Annotated in this window: 21 protein-coding genes; 19 read left to right on the plus strand and 2 right to left on the minus strand. The window is 60.0% G+C overall.

Annotated elements, in window-relative coordinates; all coding sequences use genetic code 11:
- Window positions 1-92: 92 nt before the first annotated feature.
- Complete coding sequence (putA, locus tag DUPY_RS17400) at window positions 93-3,743, plus strand: trifunctional transcriptional regulator/proline dehydrogenase/L-glutamate gamma-semialdehyde dehydrogenase (protein WP_070249657.1); 3,651 nt, start codon at window positions 93-95, stop codon at window positions 3,741-3,743.
- Window positions 3,744-3,856: 113 nt separating this feature from the next.
- On the opposite strand, the gene DUPY_RS17405 is transcribed toward putA, so the two are convergent.
- Window positions 3,857-4,543: a 5'-methylthioadenosine/adenosylhomocysteine nucleosidase gene (locus DUPY_RS17405; protein ID WP_070249658.1), complete on the minus strand. Its 687-nt coding sequence runs from the start codon at window positions 4,541-4,543 to the stop codon at window positions 3,857-3,859.
- Between the two features lie 382 nt (window positions 4,544-4,925).
- Complete coding sequence (locus DUPY_RS17410) at window positions 4,926-6,743, minus strand: sensor domain-containing diguanylate cyclase (RefSeq protein WP_071651664.1); 1,818 nt, start codon at window positions 6,741-6,743, stop codon at window positions 4,926-4,928.
- 636 nt (window positions 6,744-7,379) lie between these two features.
- Here DUPY_RS17410 and DUPY_RS17415 point away from each other — a divergent pair.
- The 18 genes from DUPY_RS17415 to atpG all read left to right on the plus strand — a co-directional run bounded on the left by DUPY_RS17415 (window position 7,380) and on the right by atpG (window position 25,292).
- Entirely contained in the window at window positions 7,380-8,171 is a 792-nt protein-coding gene (locus DUPY_RS17415; protein WP_070249660.1) for an ABC transporter ATP-binding protein, read from the plus strand.
- Window positions 8,171-8,878 (plus strand): ABC transporter ATP-binding protein, encoded by a 708-nt coding sequence (locus tag DUPY_RS17420; protein ID WP_070249661.1) that lies wholly within the window; start codon window positions 8,171-8,173, stop codon window positions 8,876-8,878. Before DUPY_RS17415 ends, DUPY_RS17420 begins: the two co-directional genes overlap by 1 nt.
- Window positions 8,879-8,911: 33 nt before the next feature.
- Window positions 8,912-10,108 (plus strand): ABC transporter substrate-binding protein, encoded by a 1,197-nt coding sequence (locus DUPY_RS17425; RefSeq protein ID WP_070249662.1) that lies wholly within the window; start codon window positions 8,912-8,914, stop codon window positions 10,106-10,108.
- A 114-nt stretch (window positions 10,109-10,222) separates the two neighbouring features.
- A complete protein-coding gene (locus tag DUPY_RS17430; RefSeq protein WP_070249663.1) occupies window positions 10,223-11,107 on the plus strand; it encodes a branched-chain amino acid ABC transporter permease in 885 nt (294 codons plus the stop codon).
- A 10-nt stretch (window positions 11,108-11,117) separates the two neighbouring features.
- A complete protein-coding gene (locus DUPY_RS17435) occupies window positions 11,118-12,101 on the plus strand; it encodes a branched-chain amino acid ABC transporter permease (protein ID WP_070249664.1) in 984 nt (327 codons plus the stop codon).
- A gap of 138 nt (window positions 12,102-12,239) precedes the next feature.
- A complete protein-coding gene (locus DUPY_RS17440; RefSeq protein ID WP_070249695.1) occupies window positions 12,240-14,315 on the plus strand; it encodes a 3-hydroxybutyrate oligomer hydrolase family protein in 2,076 nt (691 codons plus the stop codon).
- Window positions 14,316-14,548: 233 nt separating this feature from the next.
- Entirely contained in the window at window positions 14,549-15,310 is a 762-nt protein-coding gene (locus DUPY_RS17445; RefSeq protein WP_208600063.1) for a sulfite exporter TauE/SafE family protein, read from the plus strand.
- A 184-nt stretch (window positions 15,311-15,494) separates the two neighbouring features.
- Entirely contained in the window at window positions 15,495-17,432 is a 1,938-nt protein-coding gene (gene mnmG / locus DUPY_RS17450; RefSeq protein WP_070249665.1) for a tRNA uridine-5-carboxymethylaminomethyl(34) synthesis enzyme MnmG, read from the plus strand.
- Window positions 17,429-18,088 (plus strand): 16S rRNA (guanine(527)-N(7))-methyltransferase RsmG, encoded by a 660-nt coding sequence (gene rsmG / locus DUPY_RS17455; protein WP_070249666.1) that lies wholly within the window; start codon window positions 17,429-17,431, stop codon window positions 18,086-18,088. Before mnmG ends, rsmG begins: the two co-directional genes overlap by 4 nt.
- A 94-nt stretch (window positions 18,089-18,182) precedes the next feature.
- Entirely contained in the window at window positions 18,183-18,953 is a 771-nt protein-coding gene (locus DUPY_RS17460) for a ParA family protein (RefSeq protein WP_070249667.1), read from the plus strand.
- Between the two features lie 20 nt (window positions 18,954-18,973).
- Window positions 18,974-19,855 carry a ParB/RepB/Spo0J family partition protein gene (locus DUPY_RS17465; protein WP_070249668.1) on the plus strand — a complete coding sequence of 294 codons (882 nt, stop codon included), beginning with the start codon at window positions 18,974-18,976 and terminating at the stop codon, window positions 19,853-19,855.
- A 319-nt stretch (window positions 19,856-20,174) separates the two neighbouring features.
- Window positions 20,175-20,540 carry an ATP synthase subunit I gene (locus tag DUPY_RS17470; protein ID WP_229255411.1) on the plus strand — a complete coding sequence of 122 codons (366 nt, stop codon included), beginning with the start codon at window positions 20,175-20,177 and terminating at the stop codon, window positions 20,538-20,540.
- 21 nt (window positions 20,541-20,561) lie between these two features.
- Entirely contained in the window at window positions 20,562-21,359 is a 798-nt protein-coding gene (atpB, locus tag DUPY_RS17475; protein ID WP_026637683.1) for a F0F1 ATP synthase subunit A, read from the plus strand.
- Window positions 21,360-21,419: 60 nt separating this feature from the next.
- A complete protein-coding gene (gene atpE / locus DUPY_RS17480; protein WP_019924044.1) occupies window positions 21,420-21,701 on the plus strand; it encodes a F0F1 ATP synthase subunit C in 282 nt (93 codons plus the stop codon).
- 37 nt (window positions 21,702-21,738) lie between these two features.
- Entirely contained in the window at window positions 21,739-22,209 is a 471-nt protein-coding gene (locus tag DUPY_RS17485; protein ID WP_026637682.1) for a F0F1 ATP synthase subunit B, read from the plus strand.
- Window positions 22,210-22,211: 2 nt separating this feature from the next.
- Window positions 22,212-22,745 (plus strand): F0F1 ATP synthase subunit delta, encoded by a 534-nt coding sequence (locus DUPY_RS17490; protein ID WP_070249670.1) that lies wholly within the window; start codon window positions 22,212-22,214, stop codon window positions 22,743-22,745.
- A gap of 68 nt (window positions 22,746-22,813) precedes the next feature.
- Window positions 22,814-24,355, plus strand: coding sequence for a F0F1 ATP synthase subunit alpha (gene atpA, locus DUPY_RS17495; protein ID WP_070249671.1), 1,542 nt, complete (start codon window positions 22,814-22,816; stop codon window positions 24,353-24,355).
- Between the two features lie 61 nt (window positions 24,356-24,416).
- Window positions 24,417-25,292, plus strand: coding sequence for a F0F1 ATP synthase subunit gamma (atpG, locus tag DUPY_RS17500; protein ID WP_070249672.1), 876 nt, complete (start codon window positions 24,417-24,419; stop codon window positions 25,290-25,292).
- Window positions 25,293-25,304: the final 12 nt, after the last annotated feature.

Below are 25,304 nucleotides of genomic sequence, written 5' to 3' on the forward strand. Positions count from 1 at the left end.
CAGAATCAACCATCTTCACGCCCTCAAGCTACCCGCTTGCAGGGCGTGTTTTTGTAAGTGGACTGCGTTCATTCATACTTGAAAGTATTTTCATGCACGCAGCAGAACCGACCGTTTTCACCCCTTTCGCAGCGCTCCAGGCGGAGATCCTGCGCGACCCGATTCCCCTGCGCGCCGCAGTGACGGCAGCCTACCGGCGCGATGAAATCACTGCCGTGCAGTGGCTGCTCGGCCAGGTCGCCAACCACGACGGCGCCAGCGTAGAACAAGCGCGCCAGCTGGCCCATAAACTGGTCAGCGCGGTGCGCCAGCAGCGCACCCGCGCGTCCGGTGTCGATGCCCTGATGCACGAGTTTTCGCTGTCGTCGGAAGAGGGTGTGGCGCTGATGTGCCTGGCTGAAGCGCTGTTGCGTATTCCCGACAATGCCACCGCCGACCGCCTGATTGCCGACAAAATCAGCAAGGGCGACTGGCGCAAGCATCTCGGCGAGTCGCCGTCGCTGTTCGTCAACGCGGCCACCTGGGGTTTGCTCATCACCGGCAAGCTGGTCTCGACCAACAGCGAAACCGGCCTCGGCTCGGCCCTGACCAAGCTGATCTCGAAAGGCGGCGAACCGCTGATCCGCAAAGGCGTCGATCTGGCCATGCGCATGCTGGGCAACCAGTTCGTTACCGGTCAGACCATCGGCGAGGCGATCAAGAATGGCCAGCCCAACGAGGCGCGCGGCTACCGCTATTCGTACGACATGCTGGGCGAGGCGGCGCTGACCGAGCAGGACGCCAAGAATTACTACGCCTCGTACGAGACCGCCATCCACGCGATCGGCAAGGCCTCGAACGGGCGCGGCATCCGCAACGGCCCCGGCATTTCGGTCAAACTGTCGGCGCTGCACCCGCGCTACAGCCGCGCCCAGCGCGACCGCGTGCTGGCCGAACTGCTGCCGCGCGTGCGCGCGCTGGTGCTGCTGGCCAAGCAATATGATATCGGCCTCAATATCGATGCGGAAGAGGCCGACCGCCTGGAACTGTCGCTGGACCTGATGGAAGCGCTGGCCCACGATCCGGCGCTGGCCGGCTTCGAGGGCATCGGCTTCGTGGTGCAGGCGTATCAAAAACGCTGCCCGTTCGTGATCGACTACCTGGTGGACCTGGCCCACCGCAGCGGCCGCAAATTCATGGTCCGTTTGGTCAAAGGGGCGTACTGGGATGCGGAAATCAAGCGCGCCCAGGTCGATGGCATGCCCGGCTACCCGGTCTATACGCGCAAGGTGTACACCGACGTGTCGTACCTGGCGTGCGCCCAGCGCCTGCTGGCCGCCACCGACGTGATCTACCCGCAGTTTGCCACCCACAACGCGCAAACGCTGTCCACCATCTACACCTGGGCCCAGCGCGACGGCGTGACCGACTACGAATTCCAGTGCCTGCACGGCATGGGGGAGTCGCTGTACGACCAGGTGGTCGGCAAGGACAACCTCGACAAGCCGTGCCGCATCTACGCCCCGGTGGGCACCCACGAAACCCTGCTGGCCTACCTGGTGCGGCGCCTGCTGGAAAACGGCGCCAACTCGTCGTTCGTCAGCCAGATCGTCGATGAAGCGATTCCCGTCGAAGCCCTGATCAAGGATCCGGTCGCCCAGGCGCGCGAACAGGGCGGCTTGCCGCACCCGGCAATTGCTTTGCCGCTGGCCATGTTCGGCGCCGAGCGTCAAAACTCCGCCGGTTTCGACCTGGCCAACGAAGATGTGTTGCGCGAGATCGCCGCCGCGCTCGCAACCCCGCGCAGCTGGCATGCCATGCCGCTCTTGGCCGGTGGCGTCTCTGCCGGCCAGCCGATTCAGAACATCACCAACCCGGCCCAGCGCACGGATGTGGTGGGCCAGCTGGTGGAAGCGACCGCTGCCGACGTGGAATCGGCGCTGATCGGCGCCAGCCATTTCGCCATGGACTGGCAAACCACCGAGCCGGCCATGCGCGCGGCTGCGCTCAATCGCGCCGCCGAGCTATTCGAAGCGAACGCCATGGAACTGATGACCCTGGCCATCCGCGAAGCCGGCAAGTCCTTGCCGAACGCGATAGCCGAACTGCGCGAAGCGGTCGACTTCCTGCGTTACTACGCAGCTGAAGTGGCTGGCGCCACCAATTTGCTGGCGCTGGGCCCGGTCACCTGCATCAGCCCGTGGAACTTCCCGCTGGCGATTTTCACCGGCCAGGTCGCCGCCTCGCTGGCCGCCGGCAACGTGGTGCTGGCCAAGCCAGCCGAGCAGACCCCGCTGATTGCGTTCCGCGCGGTGGAGTTGCTGCACGAAGCGGGCATCCCGCGCGCCGCGCTGCAATTTTTGCCGGGCCGCGGCGAAGTGGTCGGTGCAGCATTGACTGCCGACGCGCGCGTAAAAGGTGTGATCTTTACCGGCTCGACCGAGGTGGCGCAGTTGATCAACCGCACGCTGGCCAAGCGCGCCGCTGCTGAACACTGCGACATTCCGCTGATCGCCGAGACCGGCGGCCAGAATGCCATGATCGTCGATTCGTCGGCCTTGCCCGAGCAAGTGGTGCAGGATGCGATTTCGTCGGCATTCGACAGCGCTGGCCAGCGCTGCTCGGCGCTGCGGGTGCTCTTCCTGCAGGAAGATATTGCCGAGAAAACCATCCACATGCTCAAGGGCGCGATGCAGGAGCTCAAGGTCGGCAGCCCGGACCGCCTGGTCACCGATATCGGACCGGTGATCGATGCCGAGGCGCAAGCGAACCTGCTGGCGCACATCAACAAACTGAAAAGCACGGCGGTCAACTACTTCTCGCTCGACTTGCCGTCGCACGTGATCACGGCAGGCACCTTCGTGCCGCCGACGGTGCTGGAAATCCGCTCGCTGGCCGAACTCACGCACGAAGTGTTCGGCCCGGTCTTGCACGTGATCCGCTATCGCCGCGCCGACTTGCCGAAACTCGTCGAGCAAATCAACGCGTCCGGCTTCGGTCTGACCCTGGGCGTGCATTCGCGCATCGATGAAACCATCGATTTCATCACGGCCAACGCCCATGTCGGCAATATTTATGTCAATCGCAACATCGTCGGCGCCGTGGTCGGAGTGCAGCCGTTCGGCGGCGAAGGCAAATCGGGCACCGGTCCCAAGGCTGGCGGCCCGCTGTACCTGAAACGCCTGCAGCGCAACGCGGTCGCGACCACCACCCACCAGCGCCAGCCAACGCCGGCGCTCGATGCCTTGACCGCCTGGGCCAACCTGCACGGCCAGCAGCGCCTGGCGGCACTGATCGAGCAATACAGCCGCACCAGCCTGCTGGGCACCCTGAGCACGCTGCCCGGTCCTACCGGCGAGCGCAATACCCTGGCGCTGCTGCCGCGCGGGGCAGTGCTGTGCGCAGCCACTACCCAGCCGGCGCTGCTCAATCAACTGGCAGCGGTGCTGGCCACCGGTAACACGGCGCTGGTGATGTTTGAGGCGGCAAGCCTGTTGCCAACCGACTTGCCGACGGCAGTGAAAGACCGCATAGTCCGCGCCAGCGACAGCGTCGACGGTCCATTCCAGGTGGCGCTGGTGGAATCGCAACTGGCGGCAAGCCTGCATATGCGTTTGGCGGCCCGGGAAGGGGCCCTGGCGAGCCTAATCGATACCACTGCCGAGGATGGTATCCCCCTGTGGCGTTTGCTCGCTGAGCGGGCCCTGTGCGTCAATACCACGGCGGCAGGTGGCAATGCCAGCCTGATGACGCTGTCGGTGTAGTCCGGAACCTGTTGTAGACCCTTGGGGCCGGCGTTTGCCGGCCTTTTTTTTGCTTGCATAACCTGGATACCGGCCTGCACGGGTATGACGGTTTGCCTGCAACTTCCGTCCAATCAATTTTTACAGAAGTTCTCGATCACTTCGTGGGCATAGCGCGACGCCACCGTTTGAATGAAATGCAGGAAATCGACGGCCGCCTCGTCGTTGGCATTGTCGGAAATGGTGCGGATCACGGCGAACGGGATGCCCAGCTCGAAACACACTTGCGCCACTGCAGCGCCTTCCATCTCCACTGCCAGCAAGTCGGGCAGGGCGGTTTTCAGCGCGGTGATCTGTTGCAGGCGACCGATGAACTGGTCGCCGCTGGCAATCAGGCCACGATGCACGCGCGTGGTTTTGGCAGCCGCTGCCGCCAAACGCTCGGTCAGTGCCACGTCGGTGGCAAAGCGCGTCAGGCCCGTCAATGGCACCTCGAAACGAGGAAACAGCGGCGACGCATCCATGTCGTGCTGAACCAGGCTGTCAGCCACCACGATATCGCCGACATTCACCTGCGCATCGCCGCTGCCGGCAACGCCGGTGAAGACGATGTGGGTAACTCCGAACTTTTCCACAAGGATCGCCGCTGTCATGGCAGCGGCAACCTTGCCAATTCGCGACAGGACGCACACAGCGTCGATTTCCCACAGTGTCCCTGCCGTGTACTCACGCATGCCGTGAACGCGCGTGACGGGGCTCTCAAGGGCTTCCAGTAGCCCCTGCTGTTCTTCTGCCAGCGCACTGATGATGCCAAGACGCATGTTTTTTCCCTGTTTTTGGAGGTGTACAGGCGTGTTGCCTGTGGATTGCCACGCCCTTGTCCACAGCGCAGCGTTCAAAACGGTCGATTTTAAGGCGTTTTTTACGTGCAGAACGGACTTCAGACCATGAGCAGGCGCGTGGTTTACCCGGTTTGGGGTGGTTTTTGCGGTTTTTTGGCGTTGCCGTGGCTTTTGCTGTTTACGTTGTTTACAAAGAATTTATATAAAATAATAGTAGTAGTAAACGCGTTCAAAGCTGTGGATAAGTTCTGTATACGTTTACGAATCAGCTGTTTACAACTTTTACAAGCAGGCGCATAAGCGCTGTACCAGTTGCAGGACAATTTCTGCATAAAATGGCGGTGGTGGATCGAATCGGTGCTTACTCACATCGATCCTTGTGGATATCCAGAACGTTATCCACAGAAGCGTAGTACTGGTAGCGGTTTTTACCGTTTTCCTTGGCCCCGTACATGGCCTGGTCGGCGTTTTTCATGAGTGTTTCGATATCTTTGCCGTCTTGCGGGTACAAGGCGATGCCGATGCTGCTGGAAATGTTGGCAATCTGCTGGCCGTCACCGTCCAGGTCGAACGGCGTGCTCATCTTTTTAAGGATTTCTTTTGCCGTGCGGGTCACGTCCGGCGGATTGCGCAGCTCGCCAAGCAGGGCGATGAACTCGTCACCGCCAAGCCTGGCCACCACGTCGGTGCCGCGCATCGATGCGGTCAGCCGTTCTGCCACTTGTTTGAGCAGCAGGTCGCCCTTGTCGTGGCCCATGGTGTCGTTGACCTCCTTGAAGTGGTCGAGATCGACGAACAATATCGCCATCGGCAGCCTGGCGCGGTCCGATTTTTTCATTTCCTGGCGCAAGCGCTCGTGGAACATGCGCCGGTTGGGCAACCCGGTCAGGGTATCGAAGTTGGCCTGGCGCCAGATCCGTTCTTCCGATGCCTTTTTTTCGGTCACATCGCTGAGCAGCACAACGTAACGGAACGGGTGGCCGAAGTCGTCGTGGACGGTGTCGAACCGGATTTTTGCCAGGTACTCGGTGCCGTCCTGGTGCCGGTGCCACACTTCACCGTCCCACTGGCCCGTGTCGCGAATGGTTTTTGCCATCTTCGCAAAAAATTCGACCCCTTCGCGACCGGCGGTCAACTCATAGCTGCGGCGGCCGATCACTTGCTGCTCGGTGTAACCACTGAGTAAAGAAAACGCCGGATTGACGGTGAGGATGCGGCCACCGGCGTCGGTCACCATCATCGCTTCGCCGATATTGTGGAACAGCAGCGCCGACAATTTCATCGATTCTTCGTTGGCGCGCAGCTTTTGCTCCATCTCGCGGCTCTCGCCCAGCAGTGCGCGGATGCGCAACTCGCGTGCTTCCTGGCGTGCATGGGTGCGCAGCGAGAATATTCCACCGGCCGTCATCAGGAACAACAGGCAAATCAGGCCGGCGCCGGCCACCAGGTAGCTGCGGTCGCGCTGGCGTACCGCATCGGCGTCGCTGCTTCCGACCAGCATTATCAGCGGCAACTGCTCGAACACGCGGTAACTGTAAATACGGTGCAAGCCGTCAACGATGCCGACGGCTTTATAAGTACCTGAATTGCCGTTGCGCAGTTGCCGGAACAGTTCGCCGCCAGACAGGTCGCGTCCGAACGATTGCTCGAACAGCGGCGAGCGGGCAATCACCCGGCCGTCGCGGTAGAGCAGGGTGATCGACATATCGGCGGTAAATCGCGAATTGTCGAACAGTGCCGCATAACGCCGCACGTCGAGCGGCGCCAGCAGTACCCCGATGAATTCGCCCTTGGCATTTTCCACGCGGCGGCTGACAAAAAACAGCTTGGCGCCCGTGTATTTGCCGATCACCGGCGCACCGATGAACGGGCGGTTGCCATGGCTGTTGTCGAGATGGGCCTTGAAGTAGTCGCGTTCGGCATAGTTGTGGCCCTCGATGTCGATATCGAGCGAGGTGGCAATCACGTTGCCCTTGGTATCGAGGAAAGAAAGCCAGTAATCGGCGTTGAAATTGGCTGCGCGAGCGGACAACAACTCGGAAACGGCGGCACGATTTTGCGCGTTGGGCAGCACCTTGATGGCATTGGCAAAACCGATCATGGCCAGGTCCACCGATTGCAGCGCGTGCAACACATACGCTTCCATCGCTTTGGCGTAGTGATCGGTCTGGCTTCGCATGGCCTGCTCACGTTCGACATAGGACGTGCGAACCTGGGCGATGACCACCGTGATAGCGAGCGCAGCTGTTAAACACAGGCCAGTGAGCAAGCGACGGCGAAAGCGCAGGTAGGCAGGCGATCGCGGTTGGGCAGGCAAGGATGACAATCGGTCTCCAAGGCGGTGGGTGGCAAGCCGAGTATAACGCTGGCGCTGCTGTGGTTTACTCTAAAGATGTATATAAAGAATAGTAGTAGTTGTTTACGTGGACACTTTTCTGTGGATAAGTCCTTATTTTGGATTAAAATCAGGCGTTTACGCGCTGTAGAACCGGGCGCGTAAACTGTGTATGCGGACAGGCACTGTTTTTGGATAAAAAATGGCGTCCCCAGAAAATTTTTGTTTACGCACAATTCACACCTGTGGATATCCATAAGGTTATCCACAGCGCAAAACACCCTCCAGTCATTCTCTTTTTTCCATACCGATTCGCGTGGAAAAACAGCCGTGCTCATCAAGAAACCCAATCAGCATAAGGGTGTCTGACTAGATCCAGATCAAACAATCCTCGTATTTATACCGTATTGTTGACCATTTTGTTACTGTGTATGATCTGAAAAAAAGGCAGTACCTTGCATAAAAATACAAGGAGACAGGATGTCAGGCTTTATTCTAGAAACACAGAATTTGACCAAGGAATTTCGCGGCTTCAAAGCCGTTTGCGACGTCAATCTTCGCGTACAGCGTGGCCACATCCACGCTCTCATCGGCCCCAACGGCGCCGGCAAAACCACCTGTTTTAATCTGCTCACCAAGTTTTTGGTCCCCACGTCCGGCCGCATCCTGTTCAACGACAAGGACATCACGGCGGCCAGTCCGGCGCACATTGCGCGCATGGGCGTGATCCGTTCGTTCCAGATTTCCGCCGTATTTCCGCACCTGACGGTGCTGCAAAACGTGCGCATCGGCTTGCAGCGCCAGCTCGGCACCAGCTTCCATTTCTGGCAGAGCGAACGCAAGCTCGACGCCCTCAACGACCGCGCCATGGCGCTGCTGGCCGAAGTCGACCTGGCCAGTTTCGCCGACACCATTACGGTCGACATGCCTTACGGGCGCAAGCGCGCGCTGGAAATTGCCACCACCCTGGCCATGGAACCGGCGCTGATGCTGCTCGACGAACCCACCCAGGGCATGGGCCACGAAGACGTGCACCGGGTTACCGAGCTGATCAAAAAAGTCTCCACCGGGCGCACCATCCTGATGGTCGAACACAATATGAAAGTGGTGGCTGGCATCTGCGACCGCATCTCGGTGCTGCAGCGTGGCTGCATGCTGGCCGAAGGCACGTACGCCGACGTGTCGCGCAACCCGCAGGTAATGGAAGCGTATATGGGCACAGAGGCTGGCGCCGAAGGGGCCCATGCGCAGGAACTCGAAGGAGCGCACTGATGACAGCCGCGCTCGACATCAGCAACCTGCAAACCTGGTACGGCGAATCGCACATCTTGCACAACGTCAATCTGCGCGTACAGCCGGGCGAGGTGGTCACCTTGCTCGGCCGTAACGGCGCCGGTCGCACCACCACTCTGCGCGCCATCATGGGCCTGACCGGCGCGCGCAAGGGTTCGATCAAGGTCAATGGATCGGAGGCGATCGGCCTGCCCACCCACCAGATCGCCCACCTGGGCATCGGCTATTGCCCCGAGGAGCGCGGCATTTTCGCGTCGCTCTCCACCGAGGAAAACCTGCTGTTGCCGCCGCAACTCGCTGGCGGCAAGCAGGGCATGTCGGTGGCCGATATCTACGCCATGTTTCCCAACCTCGAAGAACGCAAGCATAGCCAGGGCACCCGGCTCTCGGGTGGCGAGCAGCAAATGCTGGCCGTGGCGCGCATCCTGCGCACCGGCGCCCGGCTGCTGCTGCTCGATGAAATCTCGGAAGGGCTGGCGCCCGTGATCGTGCAAGGCCTGGCGCGCATGATCAAGACCCTCAAGGCCAACGGTTACACCATCGTCATGGTGGAACAGAATTTCCGGTTTGCCGCGCCCCTGGCGGACCGGTTCTATGTGATGGAACACGGTCAGATCGTCGAGACCTTTGTTGCATCCGAACTCAGCGCCAAGATGCCAGTGTTGACGGAGCTTCTCGGCGTGTAGCGCATTTTTGTTCGAACTACCTCGGGAGACACCATGAAACGCAAAGCAATGATTGGCGCCTGCGCGCTATGCCTGTCCTATGGCGCGCAGGCGCAAATTTCAGGCGACACCATCAAGATCGGCATGATCACCGACATGTCCGGCCTCTACACCGACATCGACGGCGCCGGCGGCGCCGAAGCGATCAAGATGGCGATCGCCGATGCCGGCGCGGTCGTCGCCGGCAAGAAGGTCGAATTCATTTCGGCCGACCACCAGAACAAGGCTGACATTGCCGCCTCCAAGGCGCGCGAATGGTTCGACCAGCAGGGCGTGGACATGCTCATCGGCGGCACCAATTCCGGCGCCAGCCTGGCCATGGCCAAGGTGGCGGCGGAAAAGAAAAAAGTGTTTATTTCGATCGGCGCCGGCTCGGCCCGGCTCACCAACGAAGAGTGTACGCCGTACACCGTGCACTACGCCTACGACACCATCGCCCTGGCGCGCGGCACGGGTGGCGCCATCGTCAAGCAGGGCGGCAAGAACTGGTACTTCCTGACCGCCGATTACGCCTTCGGCCAGTCGCTGGAAAAAGACACGGCCGACGTGGTGAAATCGGCTGGCGGCAAGGTGATGGGCGCCGTTAAACACCCGCTGTCGGCGTCGGACTTTTCGTCGTTCCTGCTGCAGGCGCAAGCGTCGGGGGCGCAAATCCTGGGACTGGCCAACGCTGGCGGCGACGCCATCAACGCCATCAAGGCTGCCAACGAGTTCGGCATTACCAAGAAAATGAAGCTGGCCGGCCTGCTGATCTTCATCAACGACGTCCATTCGCTCGGGCTCAACCTCACCCAGGGCATGTACCTGACCGACGGCTGGTACTGGGACCAGAACGACGATACCCGGGCCTGGTCCAAGAAATATTTTGCCAAGATGAAGAAATCACCGTCGATGCTGCAGGCGGCCGATTATTCTGCTGCCGCCCAGTACCTGAAAGCGGTCAAGGCCACCGGCACCGACGATGCCGACAAGGTCATGGCCTGGCTCAAGGCCAACAAGGTCAACGACATGTTCGCCAAGAACGGCGTGATCCGTCCGGACGGGCGCATGGTCCACGATATGTATTTGATGGAAGTAAAAAAACCGTCTGAATCGAAATATCCGTGGGACTACTACAAGGTGGTGGCCACCATTCCTGGCGACCAGGCCTACGCCACCAAGGCGGAAACCAAGTGCAGCCTGTGGAAATGATGTAACGAGTACTGCCGGGGCAGGCCGCCAGGTCCCCCGGTTTTTTTTACCCTCCCTCCCGACCCCCGCCTGGTGCGATACCCATGCAGCAGGCGATTTTAAGTTAGTGATCTCATGGAAATATTCGGCTACCCCTTGACCGTCTGGTTGAGCCAGCTAATGCTGGGACTCGTCAACGGTTCGTTCTACGCGATGCTATCGCTGGGCCTGGCAGTGATCTTCGGCCTGCTCAACGTGATCAATTTTTCCCATGGCGCCCTGTACATGATGGGCGCCTTCGTGGCCTGGATGGGGATGACCTATTTTGGCCTCAGCTACTGGTGTATGTTGTTGCTGGCGCCCCTGGTGGTGGGCGCGTTCGGCGTGATCGTGGAAAAAACCATGCTGCGCTGGCTCTATAAGCTCGACCACCTGTACGGCCTGCTGCTCACCTTTGGCATCACCTTGCTGGTCGAAGGCCTGTTCCGTTCGTTCTACGGCGTCTCGGGCCAGCCGTTCCAGACGCCCGATGCGCTCGCTGGCGCCAGCGACCTCGGCTTCATGGTCATGCCGCACTACCGCGCCTGGGTGGTGGTCGCCTCCGTGGTGGTGTGCCTGGCCACCTGGTACGTAATCGAAAAGACCAAGCTCGGCTCTTACCTGCGCGCCGGCACTGAAAACCCCAAGCTGGTCGAAGCGTTCGGCGTTAACGTGCCGCTGATGGTCACGCTCACCTACGGCTTCGGGGTCGCTTTGGCGGGCTTTGCCGGGGTGCTGGCGGCGCCGATCATCCAGGTCCAGCCCCTGATGGGTCAGAACCTGATTATCGTCGTGTTCGCCGTTGTGGTGATCGGTGGCATGGGTTCGATCATGGGCTCGATTCTGACCGGCCTCGGGCTCGGCGTGATCGAGGGCCTGACCAAGGTGCTGTACCCGGAGTTTTCCTCGACGGTCGTGTTCCTGGTGATGATCGTGGTGCTGTTGCTGCGTCCTGCCGGGTTGTTTGGTAAAGAAAAATAAGAGGTCCTTCATGAACAAGAAACTCGGTTATTCCCTGGCCCTGGCCGTTGCGCTGGCGGCGCCGTTTATCGGCTACCCGGTATTCCTGGCCAAGCTGCTGTGCTTTGCGCTGTTTGCCTGCGCCTTCAACCTGCTGATCGGCTTTACCGGCCTGCTGTCGTTCGGCCACGCGGCGTTCTTTGGCGGCGCCGGCTATGTGGTGGGCAACGCTCTCAAGGTGTGGGGCTGGCCGGTCGAGCTGAGCCTGGCCATGGGCCTGCTCACCGGCGCCGGCCTGGGCCTGGTAATGGGCGGCCTGGCAATTCGGCGCCAGGGCATTTACTTTTCCATGATCACGCTGGCGCTGGCGCAGATGGTGTTCTTTGTCGCCTTGCGCGCCGGCGGCTTTACCGGCGGCGAGGATGGCTTGCAGGGCGTTCCACGTGGAAGCGTGCTGGGCATGATCGATCTCGGCAGCGATCTCACGCTGTACTTCTTCGTGCTGGCGCTGGCGGTCGGCGCGTTTGCCCTGATCGTGCGCACGGTGCACTCGCCGTTCGGCCAGCTGCTGATGGCGATCAAGGAAAACGAGCCGCGCGCGGTCTCGCTCGGCTACGACGTGGACAAGTACAAGTTGCTGGCCTTTGTGCTGTCGGCCGCGCTGGCCGGCCTGGCCGGTGGCCTCAAGGTGCTGGTGCAGGGTTTCGAAACCCTGACCGACGTGCACTGGACCATGTCTGGCCTGGTAGTGCTGATGACCCTGGTGGGCGGCATGGGCACCCTGGCCGGCCCCATCCTTGGCGCGCTGATCATCATCATGCTCGAGAACAAGCTGGGCGACTGGGGCATCTACCTGTCGTCGGTCAGTGGCATCGAATGGTTCACCACGATCGGCGAGGCAGTGAACATGGTGGTGGGGCTGATCTTCATCATTTGCGTGCTGGCGTTCCGGCGCGGCATCATCGGCGAGTTCCTTGCCTGGACCCGAAAGAAGCCGGTCATCAAGACGGCATGATCGTCATTTGACTGAAACATGATGCAGCACATACGCCGGGCGATCTGCCCGGCGTTTTCCATTCGGGCGGGTTAAGTTCTGGCAGCAGGGGCTGGAGGGAGCCTTTCCGTCCGTTATTGACTAACCTGGAGGATGAACATGAAAACCACGACACTTGTGACGGCCGTCTCCGCAGCCGTCGCCACCATGGCCCTGGCTGGCTGCGGCTCGCACGGTCACCATCACCAAGGCGAACCGAACGAAGCACCGCGCTACTTGCGCGGAATCACTGTCGCCACCTACGATGGCGTCGCCGACGATTTGCTCACCGGCGGCCTGGGCGCCTCGGGTTTGAGCGCCGCCGCGCCGGCGCCCGGTTACGCCGACCCGCTCAATCCCACCCCGGCCGAGCTGCGCCGCAACGCCATCTATTTCAATTACCGGGCGATCGCCGACGTCAATCCCACCGCCGGTTACGGCCGCCTGTACGGGCCCAACGTCGATATCAACGGGGTACCGACCACGGGCGAGGGCAAGATCGCCGGCACCGAGTACATTGCCTATGCCGACGACGGCAGCGGCAAGCAGAACGTCACAGTGATGGTGCAGATACCGGACAGTTTTGACGTTACCAACCCCTGTATCATCACCGGCGCCTCGAGCGGTTCGCGCGGTGTGTACGGCGCCATCGCCACCTCGGGCGAGTGGGGACTCACGCACAAGTGTGCCGTGGCCTATACCGACAAGGGCACTGGCACCGGCCTGTACACGTTCGAAGACGACAGCGTGAACCTGCGCAATGGCGTGCGTGCGCCGCGTGCCACGGCCGCCCTCAACGCCAATTTCGCGCCGACCATTACGGACGCCGAACGCGCCGCGTTTGCTGCCGCCTACCCGGGCCGCATCGCCTCCAAGCACGCGCACTCGCAACAGAATCCTGAAAAGGACTGGGGCATGCACGTGTTGCAATCGGTGGAGTTCGCGTTTTATGCGCTCAACGAAAAGTACGGCGAAGTGAGCAAGGATGGCAAGGGCCGCCGCGTGCGCTTCACGCCGCGCAACACCATCACCATCGGCTCGAGCATTTCCAACGGCGCCGCGGCGGCGCTGCTGGCGGCCGAGCAGGATCGCAAGGGCCTGATCACCGGCCTGGCGGTGAGTGAGCCGCAGATCCAGCCCAAGGACGCCACCAGCTATTCGGTACGGCAGAACGGCGCGCCGGTGACAGGGCAGGGCAAGCTGCTGATCGACTATTCCACTTATGCCGCGTTATACCAGCCGTGCATCGCCGCCACCGCAGCCACGGCCGCGCGCTGCACGGCGCTGGCCGCCAAGGGCTTGCTGGCCGGCGCCGATCTGGCGGCGCAGCAGCTCGATGCACGGGCGCGGCTGCGTGCCTATGGCTGGCTGCCGGAGTCCGATCCTTTGCAGGCGACGTACTCGCCGACCAATGTGCTGGTCGCCGTCACCTACAGCTTTGCCTACGGCCGCTTCGCTCCCACCGACAAGGTGTGCGGCTTTACCTTCGCCCCGGTCGATGCGGCAGGCTTGCCCACCGTCTTCACGCCGGCGCAAAAGGCGGCCAGCTTCGCCACCCAGAACGGCATCATCGGCACGCCGATCTACGAGGACTCGGCCGGTGGCGCGCGGTCGTATGCGCTCGGTGTCTCGCCCAGCACCAACCTGGCCGATCAGTCGCTCGACGGTTTCCTGTGCCTGCGCGCGCTGGCCACCGGCATCGATCCGGTCAATGGCAATGCGTTGACCGGCGCCTTGGCCGAGCAGAGCCGACGGGTACGCCAGGGCGCAGCCGAGGTGGTTGCAAATGGCAAGTTGAACGGCAAGCCGGCAATCATCGTTCACGGCCGCAGCGACACCATGATGGTGGTGAATTTTACGTCGCGCGCTTACCTGGGGTTGAACGCCGCAGCGGAAGGTTCGTCGAGCAAGCTGCGCTACATCGAAGTTACTAACGGCAACCATTTCGATGTGCTCACCACGGCGCTGCCGCAATACGTGATCCCGCTCAACGTGTACCTGTTCCGCGCGCTCGACGCGATGATGGCGCACTTGCGCAGCAATGCGCAGCTGCCGCCGTCGCAGGTGGTACGCACCACTACGCGACCTGACAACACCGTGCCGCTGACGGAGGCGAACTTGCCGCCGTTCGTGGGTGCACCGGCGCCGGCCAACGCGATCACGGTGAGCGCTGCGACGGTGGATGTGCCGCAGTAAATCGGACGAGGTGGCAGCGTTTCCTGCTGCCGCTTTTCACATCACTAGTGCCAGCATCTATGCCGAATCGGCATCGCCTGCAAGTAGCGCAGGCGGCCGATTGTGATACCGCTGGCGCTGCCGGCCTGTTGCGTCTTTGCTTCCCTCACCGGGGCCATGCCATCTCGGCATCAAGCTTGAGACCGGTTGTTCCGTACAATACAGCCTTGATCAATGGACGGACGGCGGCAGTAGTGGATTACTTGATTTTGGGTGTGGCCGCATTTGGCGCGGGACTGGTCGATGCGGTGGTGGGCGGGGGCGGGCTGATCCAGATGCCGGCGATTTTCTCGGTGTTCCCCAACACCGCGCCGGCCACCTTGATCGGCACCAATAAGCTGGCGTCGATCTTCGGCACCAGCGTGGCGGCAGTCAGTTATGCGCGCCGGGTTGTGGTGGCCTGGAGCGTCGCTGCGCCGGCGGCGTTTGCGGCGCTGATCTTCTCCTTCCTTGGCGCCTACACGGTGACCAAGGTATCGCCAGACTTTCTGCGCACGGCCTTGCCGGTGGTACTGCTGCTGGTGGCGATCTATACCTTTGCCAAGAAAGACCTGGGCTCGGTGCACGCGCCGCTCCACACTGGCCGCAAGGAGCAAACGCTGGCGCTGATCATTGGTTCGGCAATCGGCTTTTATGATGGCTTCTTCGGCCCCGGCACTGGAAGCTTTTTGGTGTTCCTGTTCGTGCGCGTGTTCGGCTTCGACTTCCTCAGCGCGTCCGCCGTCAGCAAGATTGTCAACGTCGCCTGTAACTTTGCTGCCCTGGTGTGGTTTGGTTACAGCGGACACTTGCTGTGGCAACTGGGCTTGATGATGGCGGTGTGCCAGATCGCCGGTTCGGTGATTGGCACTGGCTTGGCGATGAAACACGGCAGTGGCTTCGTGCGCAAACTGTTCCTGATCGTGGTGTCGGTACTGATTGCCAAGACCGGTTACGACGCCTACCTCAGATGGTAGACATGACGTGATGTTTCACGTGGAACCAACACCCGTGTGAAAAGAAGGGCGCTGATCGACAGACCAGCGCTTTTTTTCATTGTTTCACGTGGAACAAAAGCAGAATATTTTTGCCTAAAAAAGTCGCAGCTACAAAAAGACTCTATAATTTGACCTTACTCCCTCCGCTTTAAAAAATTCCATCATGTTATTTCCAACTTCATTCGACGTCATCGTTGTCGGCGGTGGTCATGCCGGCACCGAGGCCGCACTTGCTTCCGCCCGCATGGGCCAGAAGACTTTGCTCTTGACGCACAACATCGAGACACTGGGCCAGATGTCCTGCAACCCCTCTATCGGCGGTATCGGCAAAGGCCACCTGGTCAAGGAAGTCGATGCCATGGGCGGCGCCATGGCGATCGCTACCGACGAGTCGGGCATCCAGTTCCGCATTTTGAATTCCTCGAAAGGCCCGGCAGTACGCGCCACGCGCGCCCAGGCCGACCGCATCTTGTACAAGGCAGCGATCCGTTCTCGCCTGGAAAACCAGCCCAACCTGTGGCTGTTCCAGCAGGCCGTCGATGATTTGATGGTGGAGGGCGACCGCGTGGTTGGCGCCGTCACCCAGATCGGCCTGAAGTTCTTGGCGCCTGCCGTGGTGCTCACCGCTGGTACTTTCCTCGACGGGAAGATCCATGTCGGCCTGCAAAATTACTCCGCTGGCCGCGCTGGCGACCCACCGGCGATCTCGCTGTCGGCTCGTCTGAAGGAACTGAAACTGCCGCAAGGCCGCCTGAAAACCGGCACGCCGCCGCGCCTCGACGGCCGCTCGATCGACTTCGCGCAGATGGCCGAACAGCCGGGCGACCTTGATCCGGTACCGGTGTTCTCCGTCATGGGCAACACCGCCATGCACCCGCAGCAGTTGCCATGCTGGGTCACCCACACCAATAACCAAACGCACGACATCATCCGTGCCGGCCTTGATCGCAGTCCCATGTACACGGGCGTGATCGAAGGCGTGGGCCCGCGTTATTGCCCGTCGATCGAAGACAAGATTCACCGCTTCGCCTCGAAAGAATCGCACCAGATTTTCCTGGAACCGGAAGGCCTGACCACGCACGAATTCTATCCAAACGGCATCTCTACCAGCCTGCCGTTCGACGTGCAAATCGCCCTGGTGCGCTCGATGAAGGGACTGGAAAACGCCCACATCCTGCGTCCGGGCTACGCCATCGAATACGATTATTTCGACCCGCGCGGCCTGAAAGCGTCGCTGGAAACCAAGGCCGTCGCTGGCCTGTATTTCGCTGGCCAGATCAATGGCACTACCGGCTACGAAGAGGCGGCAGCCCAAGGCATGCTGGCAGGTATCAACGCCGCGCTGCAAACCCAGGGCCGAGAAGCATGGACCCCGGCGCGCTCGGAAGCGTACCTGGGCGTGATGGTCGATGACCTGGTCACGCAAGGCGTGATGGAGCCGTACCGCATGTTTACCAGCCGCGCCGAGTACCGTTTGAGCCTGCGCGAAGATAATGCGGACATGCGCCTGACCGAAATCGGCCGCAAACTGGGCTGTGTTGGCGACGCCCAATGGGAGTCGTTCGACCGCAAACGCGAGGCTGTCGCTCTTGAACTCGAGCGGCTGCGTTCCACGTGGATCAATCCCCGCATCGTCGAAGCTGCCGAATCGGAGCGCGTGATTGGCCAGGCCATCGAGCGCGAATACTCGCTGGCCGACCTGCTGCGCCGTCCCGGCGTGGGCTACGACAAGCTGATGACACTGGCTGGCATTGATGGTCGTGACCTCGCTGGTCCGGGCGTTACCGACGACGCGGTGCGCGAACAGATCGAAATCCAGCTCAAATATTCGGGCTATATCGACCGCCAGACCAAGGAAGTCGAGCGTCACGAGCACTACGAAAACCTCAAATTGCCCGAGGGTTTCAACTACCTGGACATCACTGCGCTGTCGGTGGAAGTGCGCCAGAAGCTGCACGCCCAGCGTCCGGAAACCCTGGGCCAGGCCTCGCGCATCTCCGGTGTAACCCCGGCCGCGATCTCGCTGCTGCTGGTACACCTGAAAAAAGTGGGCTTCGGCGGCTTCCTCAACAAGGAGATGAAAGACGAGGTGGTGCAATGAAGGTGTTCGATCGCGCTGTCGTCGCTGATGTTTTACGCACCGGAATCGCCGGCCTCGCGCTCGATTTGAGCGAAGTGCAGGTCGAAAAATTGCTCGACTACCTGGCCCTGCTCAACAAGTGGAACTCGGTGTACAACCTGACGTCGGTGCGCGATCCGCTGCAGATGGTCACGCTGCACTTGCTCGATTCCCTGGCAGCCGTTTCGGCGTTCGCAGGCGCCAAAAACGTGCTGGACGTAGGCGCGGGCGGTGGTTTGCCAGGCATGGTGCTGGCCATTAGCCGGCCCGACATGAACGTGTCGATGATTGACACCGTGCACAAGAAAACTGCTTTCCTGAACCAGGTCAAAGCGGAGCTGGAACTGACCAACGTGACGGTGTACACCAAGCGCGTGGAACAGCTGGAAGTGAAAACCAAGTTCGACGTGATTACCTCGCGCGCTTTTGCCGACCTGTCGGACTTCGTCAACTGGTCGGGGCATCTGCTGGAAGAGGGCGGCCAATTCATCGCCTTGAAAGGCACGGCGCCAGCGGAAGAACGCGAACGACTGCCAGAGCCGTGGAAGGTGCAGAAACTGGAGCCTTTGCAGGTGCCGGGGCTGGAGGCGGAGCGTCATCTGGTGTTCATCAAATCAGAGCAAACCGAAACGGTGTAAATCATTTAAACGATATAAATGATTTATGCGAAATAAACAGTATAAATCGTTTAAACGGTATAAATAATTAAAGAGAAAAGACGATAACAAATACATGGCGAAAATTTTCTGCGTAGCGAATCAGAAGGGCGGGGTGGGCAAGACCACCACCACCGTCAACCTGGCGGCCGGCCTGGCAAAGCTGAACCAGCGCGTGCTGCTGGTGGACCTGGACCCGCAGGGCAACGCCACCATGGGCGCAGGCATCAACAAGGCCGGCCTGGCCGCCTCCACCTACGAGGTGATGCTGGGCGAATCCGACGTGGCCACCGCGCGCCTGCGTTCGGAGGCAGGCAGGTTCGACGTGCTGCCATCGAACCGCGAACTGGCTGGCGCCGAGGTGGAGATGGTGGTGCTCGACAACCGCGAGCGGCGCCTCAAGTTGGCATTGGCGGCAGTGGACCAGGACTACGATTTTATTTTGATCGACTGCCCGCCCGCACTGTCGATGTTGACCCTGAACGGCCTGTGCGCCGCCCACGGCGTGATCATCCCGATGCAGTGCGAGTACTACGCACTGGAAGGCTTGTCCGACCTGGTCAACACCATCAAGAAGGTGCACGCCAACCTGAACCAGGACTTGAAAATCATCGGCTTGCTGCGCGTGATGTTCGATCCGCGCATGACGCTGTCGCAGCAGGTGTCCGCCCAGCTCGAACAGCACTTCGGCGACAAGGTCTTCAAAACCATCATCCCGCGCAACGTGCGTCTGGCTGAAGCGCCGTCGTATGGCATGCCCGGCGTCACGTTCGATCCATCGTCCAAGGGCGCGCAGGCGTATATCGCCTTTGGCGCCGAGATGGTCGAACGCATCAAGAAAATGTAACGCATTCTTCATACATATATATGGCAACCAAAAAACTCAAAGGCCTGGGGCGCGGCCTCGACGCGCTGCTCGGCGGCGACGACAAGGCGCCTGACGCCAACACGCCGTCCGAATTGCCGGTCACGCAAATGCAGGCCGGCAAATACCAGCCGCGCACGCGCATGGACGAGGGCGGCCTGCAGGAACTGGCCGCGTCGATCAAAACCCAGGGCATCATGCAACCGATCCTGGTGCGCCCGGTCGGCAGCGACCCGCTGACCGGCGCGGTCACCTACGAGATCATCGCCGGCGAACGGCGTTTCCGCGCGGCGCAACTGGCCGGGCTGGAAGTATTGCCGGTGCTGGTACGCAACGTCGACGACCAGGCCGCCGCCGCCATGGCGCTGATCGAGAACATGCAGCGCGAGGATCTCAATCCGCTGGAGGAAGCGCAAGGTATCCACCGCCTGATCACCGATTTCAGCTTTACCCACGAGCAGGCAGCGAACGCCGTCGGTCGGTCGCGCAGCGCCGTGTCCAATTTATTGCGCCTGATGAATCTGGCCAGCAGCGTGCAAACCATGCTGATGGCCGGCGATATCGACATGGGCCACGCGCGCGCGCTGCTGGCGGTCGATGCTGCCACGCAAATCAACCTGGCCAACACGGTCGTTGCCAAACGGCTATCGGTACGCGAAACCGAAAAACTGGTGACGCGCACGCTGGAAGAACAGCAGGCGGCGCCGACCGAAGCGCGCCAGAAGGAAAAGTCCGGAGATATCACCAGGCTGGAAGAAGAACTATCGGACAAGCTGGCCACGCCGGTGGTGTTCAAGATGGGCAGCAAGGGGCGCGGCCAGATGATCATCGATTTTGCCGACCTCGACATTCTCGATGGTGTTTTGGCAAGACTGCGGGCGTAGTTCACGGTATTGCCAGAAATTCGTCGTCCTCGCGAAAGCGGGGATCCATGCTGAGCATCAACTCAGATGGTCTATGGAACCCCGCCTGCGCGCGGATGACGGATCTTGGCGGCACTGTTGATTTTTGGGAATCAACTGCTCATTTTCCTCTTTTACCCCATCTGGCGCCAAAGTGGTGCAACGCGTTTGGAAATGTTTATAAAAGCGTCTCATTCACGCACTAAATGCTCTGGTGCGGTGCACCATGTTTGACGTGATACATGAAAGACACATATAATCACGCGTCTTTGAGTTTATCGGTGTTTTTTTGGAGCTCGCAGTGCGTAAAACGACGAGTGTTTCCAGGCCGATGTTTAAAGTCGTCGCCCTCCAGTTGGCCATCGCAACTGGGTTCGCCTTGCTCGCCTGGAACCTCGGTGGAGTACTCAAAGCATGGTCGGCCGCCTATGGCGGAGCAATCGCAGTCATCGGGAGCCTGGTGTACGCGATGATCGTCATGGGCGCAACGAATGATCCAAAAAAGACTTTCCGGACGCATTTTCGCGCGGAAATGGTCAAGTTTTCCGTCACTGCAGCGCTGTTTATTGTCGCGCTGGTGCTATTTTCATCGGCCGCTTGGTTATGGCTGATCTTGGGATTCGCGGTAGCAACCATGGCGTATTGGTTTGCACTGCTTGCAGTTTAATTAACAAAATCTGACGACATTATGACCACTGAACACGGGGGGCACTCAGCCCCGGCTAACGCCACAGAATACATCAAGCACCACTTGCAACATCTGCAAACCAGCGATGGCATGTTTAACCTGGACACGTTCTGGGTTTCGGCCATCCTGGGCGCGATTTTCCTCGGTGTCTTCTACATGGCTTCGCGCCGCGCCACCGCTGGTGTGCCGGGCAAGCTGCAAAACTTCGTCGAACTGGTCATGGAACTGGTCAACGACACTGTTAATAGCGCGTTCCACGCCAAAAGCGCGGTGATCGCACCATTGGCCATTACCATCTTCGTGTGGGTATGGCTGATGAACGCCATGGACTTCCTGCCGGTGGACCTGCTGCCGAAGGCACTGGAGTTCTTCGGCGTGTACAACCTGCGTGTGGTACCAACCGCCGATGCCAACCTGACCTTCGCGCTGTCGCTGTCGGTCCTGCTGTGCATCTTCGGTTTCTCGATCAAAGCCAAGGGCCTCGGCGGTTACGCCAAGGAGCTGTTCACGGCGCCATTCCATGCAACCGGCTTCGCCGCCATTTTGCTGGCACCTGTCAACTTCCTGCTGCAAATGGTTGAACTGTTCGCCAAGCCAGTTTCGCTGGCCCTGCGACTGTTCGGCAATATGTACGCCGGTGAACTGATCTTCATCTTGATCGCGTTGTTGCCTTGGTGGGCGCAGTGGCTGTTGGGTGGTCCATGGGCAATCTTCCACATCTTGATTGTAACTTTGCAAGCTTTTGTGTTTATGGCGTTGACGGTTGTGTATCTGGCCCTTGCGGTTGAGAAGCACTAATCACCAACTTGATTCGTTTTATTTTTTAGTATCTTTCGTTTTTTAAATTAGGAGAAATATATGCAAGCTCTGATCGCACAAGTACAAGGCATGACCGTTCTGGCAGTCGCTATCATCATTGGCCTGGCCGCTATCGGCACCGCACTGGGCTTCGCCATTCTGGGCGGCAAATTCCTGGAAGCGTCGGCACGTCAACCAGAACTGATGCCACAACTGCAAACCAAGCTGTTCGTTATCGCTGGTCTGCTGGATGCGATCTCGATGATCGGCGTTGGTGTTGCTCTGCTGTTCACGTTCAACAACCCATTCCTGACCGCTGTTATCGCCGCCGCTGGCCAGTAATACTGCTCCAACCGGGGAAACTAATTAGGAGCAAGGTATGAACGTTAATATGTCGCTCATCGGCCAGATGATCACCTTCGCGGTGCTCGTATGGTTCTCGATGAAATTCGTATTCCCGGCGCTGAACACCGCGCTGGACGAGCGTGCCAAGCGTATCGCCGATGGTCTGGCAGCAGCCGACCAAGGCAAGGCTTCGATGGCAGTCGCTGAAAAGCGCGCTGCCGAAGCCCTGACCTCCGCCCGTGACGAAGCTGCCCAGCGCGTCGCGGACGCAGAAAAGCGTGCGCAACTGGTCGCAGAAGAAATCAAGACCAACGCCAAAGCTGAAGCCGACCGCATCATTGCGCAAGCCAAGGCAGAAGCCGATCAGCAAGTTACCCAGGCCCGCGAAGCACTGCGCGCCCAGGTAGCCGACCTGGCGGTCAAAGGCGCCGAGCAGATCCTGAAGCGCGAAGTCAACGCGTCGGCCCACGCCGACCTGCTGGCCCGCCTCGCGACTGAGCTGTAATCATGGCTGAACTCGCAACCGTCGCCCGTCCTTACGCGGAAGCCCTCTTCCGCGTAGCCCAAGCCGGCAACCTCGCGCAGTGGTCCGATCTGGTGTCCGAAATGGCCCAGATCGGCAGCAATGCCGATGTGCAGGACTATGCCCGCAATCCGAAAGTGTCGGAGAGCGAACTCGCCGCCACCATCGCGTCGCTGGTGAAATCGCCGATGACCGCAGAAGCGAACAACTTCCTCGGCATGGTGGTCGCCAATGGCCGCATCGAATTGCTGCCGGAAATCGGCGCCCAGTTCCAACTGCTCAAAAATGGTGCAGAAGGTGCTGCGGATGCTGACATCACGAGCGCGTTCGATCTGAGCGCCGCCCAGCTGTCCGATCTGGTCGCCACGCTGGAAAAGAAATTCAGCCGCAAGCTTAACCCGACTGTCACGGTCGACCCATCGTTGATCGGTGGTGTGCGCGTGGTAGTGGGCGACGAAGTGCTCGACACTTCGGTCCGCGCCAAGCTGCAACAGATGCACGTCGCGCTGGTTCAGTAAGAACCCGCTGGCTACGGCAGACCAAACATACCCTCGCGCAAGCGGAGAGAACTAAATTAGGAGTTAGCATGCAACTCAACCCATCTGAAATCAGCGAGCTGATCAAGAGCCGGATTCAAGGCATTGACAGCGGCGCTGAAGTGCGCAATCAAGGCACGGTGATTTCCGTAGCCGACGGTATCTGCCGCATCCACGGTCTGTCGGACGTAATGCAAGGCGAGATGCTGGAATTCCCGGGCAATACCTTCGGCCTGGCCATGAACCTGGAGCGCGACTCCGTCGGTTCCGTGATCCTGGGTGCTTACGAGCACATCTCGGAAGGCGACACGGTCAAGTGCACCGGCCGCATCCTGGAAGTACCAGTCGGTCCTGAACTGCGTGGCCGCGTGGTCAACGCCCTGGGCCAGCCGATCGACGGCAAAGGTCCTGTCGATGCGAAGATGACCTCGCCAATCGAAAAGATCGCACCGGGCGTTATCGCCCGTGAATCCGTTTCGCAGCCGATGCAAACCGGCCTGAAATCGATCGACGCGATGGTACCAATTGGCCGTGGCCAGCGCGAGCTGATCATTGGCGACCGTCAAACCGGTAAGTCCGCCGTTGCAGTTGATGCGATCATCAACCAAAAAGGTCAGGGCATGACCTGTATCTACGTGGCGATCGGTCAAAAAGCGTCGACCATCAAGAATATCGTGCGTTCGCTGGAACAGCACGGCGCCATGGAATACACGATCGTCGTCGCGGCCACCGCGTCGGAATCGGCTGCCATGCAGTACATCTCGGCATACTCGGGTTGCACCATGGGCGAATACTTCCGCGACCGCGGTGAAGACGCCCTGATCGTGTACGATGACCTGTCGAAGCAAGCAGTTGCCTACCGTCAGATTTCGCTGTTGCTGCGCCGCCCACCAGGCCGCGAAGCGTACCCAGGCGACGTGTTCTACCTGCACTCGCGCCTGCTGGAACGCGCAGCCCGCGTGAACGCCGACTACGTGTCCGCTTTCACCAACGGCGCCGTCACCGGCAAGACCGGTTCGCTGACCGCACTGCCGATCATCGAAACGCAAGCTGGCGACGTGTCGGCCTTCGTGCCAACCAACGTGATTTCGATTACCGACGGTCAGATCTTCCTGGAAACTTCGCTGTTCAATTCCGGTATCCGTCCTGCGATTAACGCCGGTATTTCGGTGTCGCGCGTTGGTGGTGCTGCCCAGACCAAGGTCATCAAAAACCTGTCCGGCGGTATCCGTACCGACTTGGCCCAGTACCGTGAACTGGCTGCGTTCGCGCAGTTCGCGTCCGACCTGGACGAATCGACCCGCAAGCAGCTGGACCGTGGTGCCCGCGTCACCGAGCTGCTCAAGCAAGCCCAGTACTCGCCACTGTCGATCTCGCTGATGGCTGCCTCGCTGTTCGCTGTGAACAAGGGCTACCTGGACGACGTCGAAGTGAAGAAAGTACTGCCATTCGAAGCCGGCCTGCACGCTTACCTGAAGACCAAGCAAGCTGACCTGCTGTCGAAGATTGAATCGTCGAAGCAACTGGACAAAGACGGCGAAGCAACGCTGGCTGCCGCCATTGCCGACTTCAAGAAATCCGGCGCATTTTAAGGTGCTTGACGGCGCCGGGCTTGCCCCGGCGCCGTCCTCAGCGCAGAAGGAGTAAGGACTCATGGCAGTAGGCAAAGAGATACGTGGCAAGATCAAGAGCGTAGAAAATACGAAGAAGATCACGAAGGCGATGGAAATGGTTGCCGCATCGAAAATGCGCAAAGCGCAGGACCGTATGCGCGCCGCCCGTCCCTACAGTGAAAAGATTCGCAATATCGCCGCCAATCTGGCCGCCGCCAATCCGGAATACACGCACCCGTTCCTGGCTGAAGAGCAAAAGGAATCGGCCAAGAAAGTTGGCTTCATCATCGTTACCACCGACAAAGGTCTGTGCGGCGGTATGAACACCAACATCTTGCGCATGGTGACGCAGAAATCCCGCGAGCTGGAAACAGCTGGCAACAAGATTGCGGCAGTTGCCATCGGTAACAAAGGTTTGGGGTTTTTGAATCGCGTAGGCGTTCCTGTGGTCGCGCAAGTGACCCAGATCGGCGACACGCCGCACCTGGAAAAATTGATCGGACCTGTCAAGGTCATGCTCGAGAAATTCCAGAACGGTGAAGTCGACGCCGTGTACATCTGCTACACCAAGTTTATCAACACCATGAAGCAAGAGCCGGTCGTGCAGCAGTTGCTGCCACTGCCAGCTGCCACGAAACAGGCGGACGCAGGTAATCACAACTGGGATTACATCTACGAACCTGACGCGGCTGCGGTGATTGACGAACTGCTCGAGCGCTATGTAGAAGCGCTGGTGTACCAGTCGGTCGCGGAAAATCTGGCGTCCGAGCAATCGGCGCGCATGGTCGCGATGAAGGCCGCCAGCGACAACGCTGGTAGCGTCATCGGTGAACTGAAGCTGATCTATAACAAGACGCGTCAGGCTGCGATTACCAAAGAACTCTCCGAAATCGTCGCCGGTGCGGCAGCGGTTTAAACGAATTTAACT

It is taken from the genome of Duganella phyllosphaerae (assembly GCF_001758785.1).
Lineage (GTDB): Bacteria > Pseudomonadota > Gammaproteobacteria > Burkholderiales > Burkholderiaceae_D > Rugamonas > Rugamonas phyllosphaerae.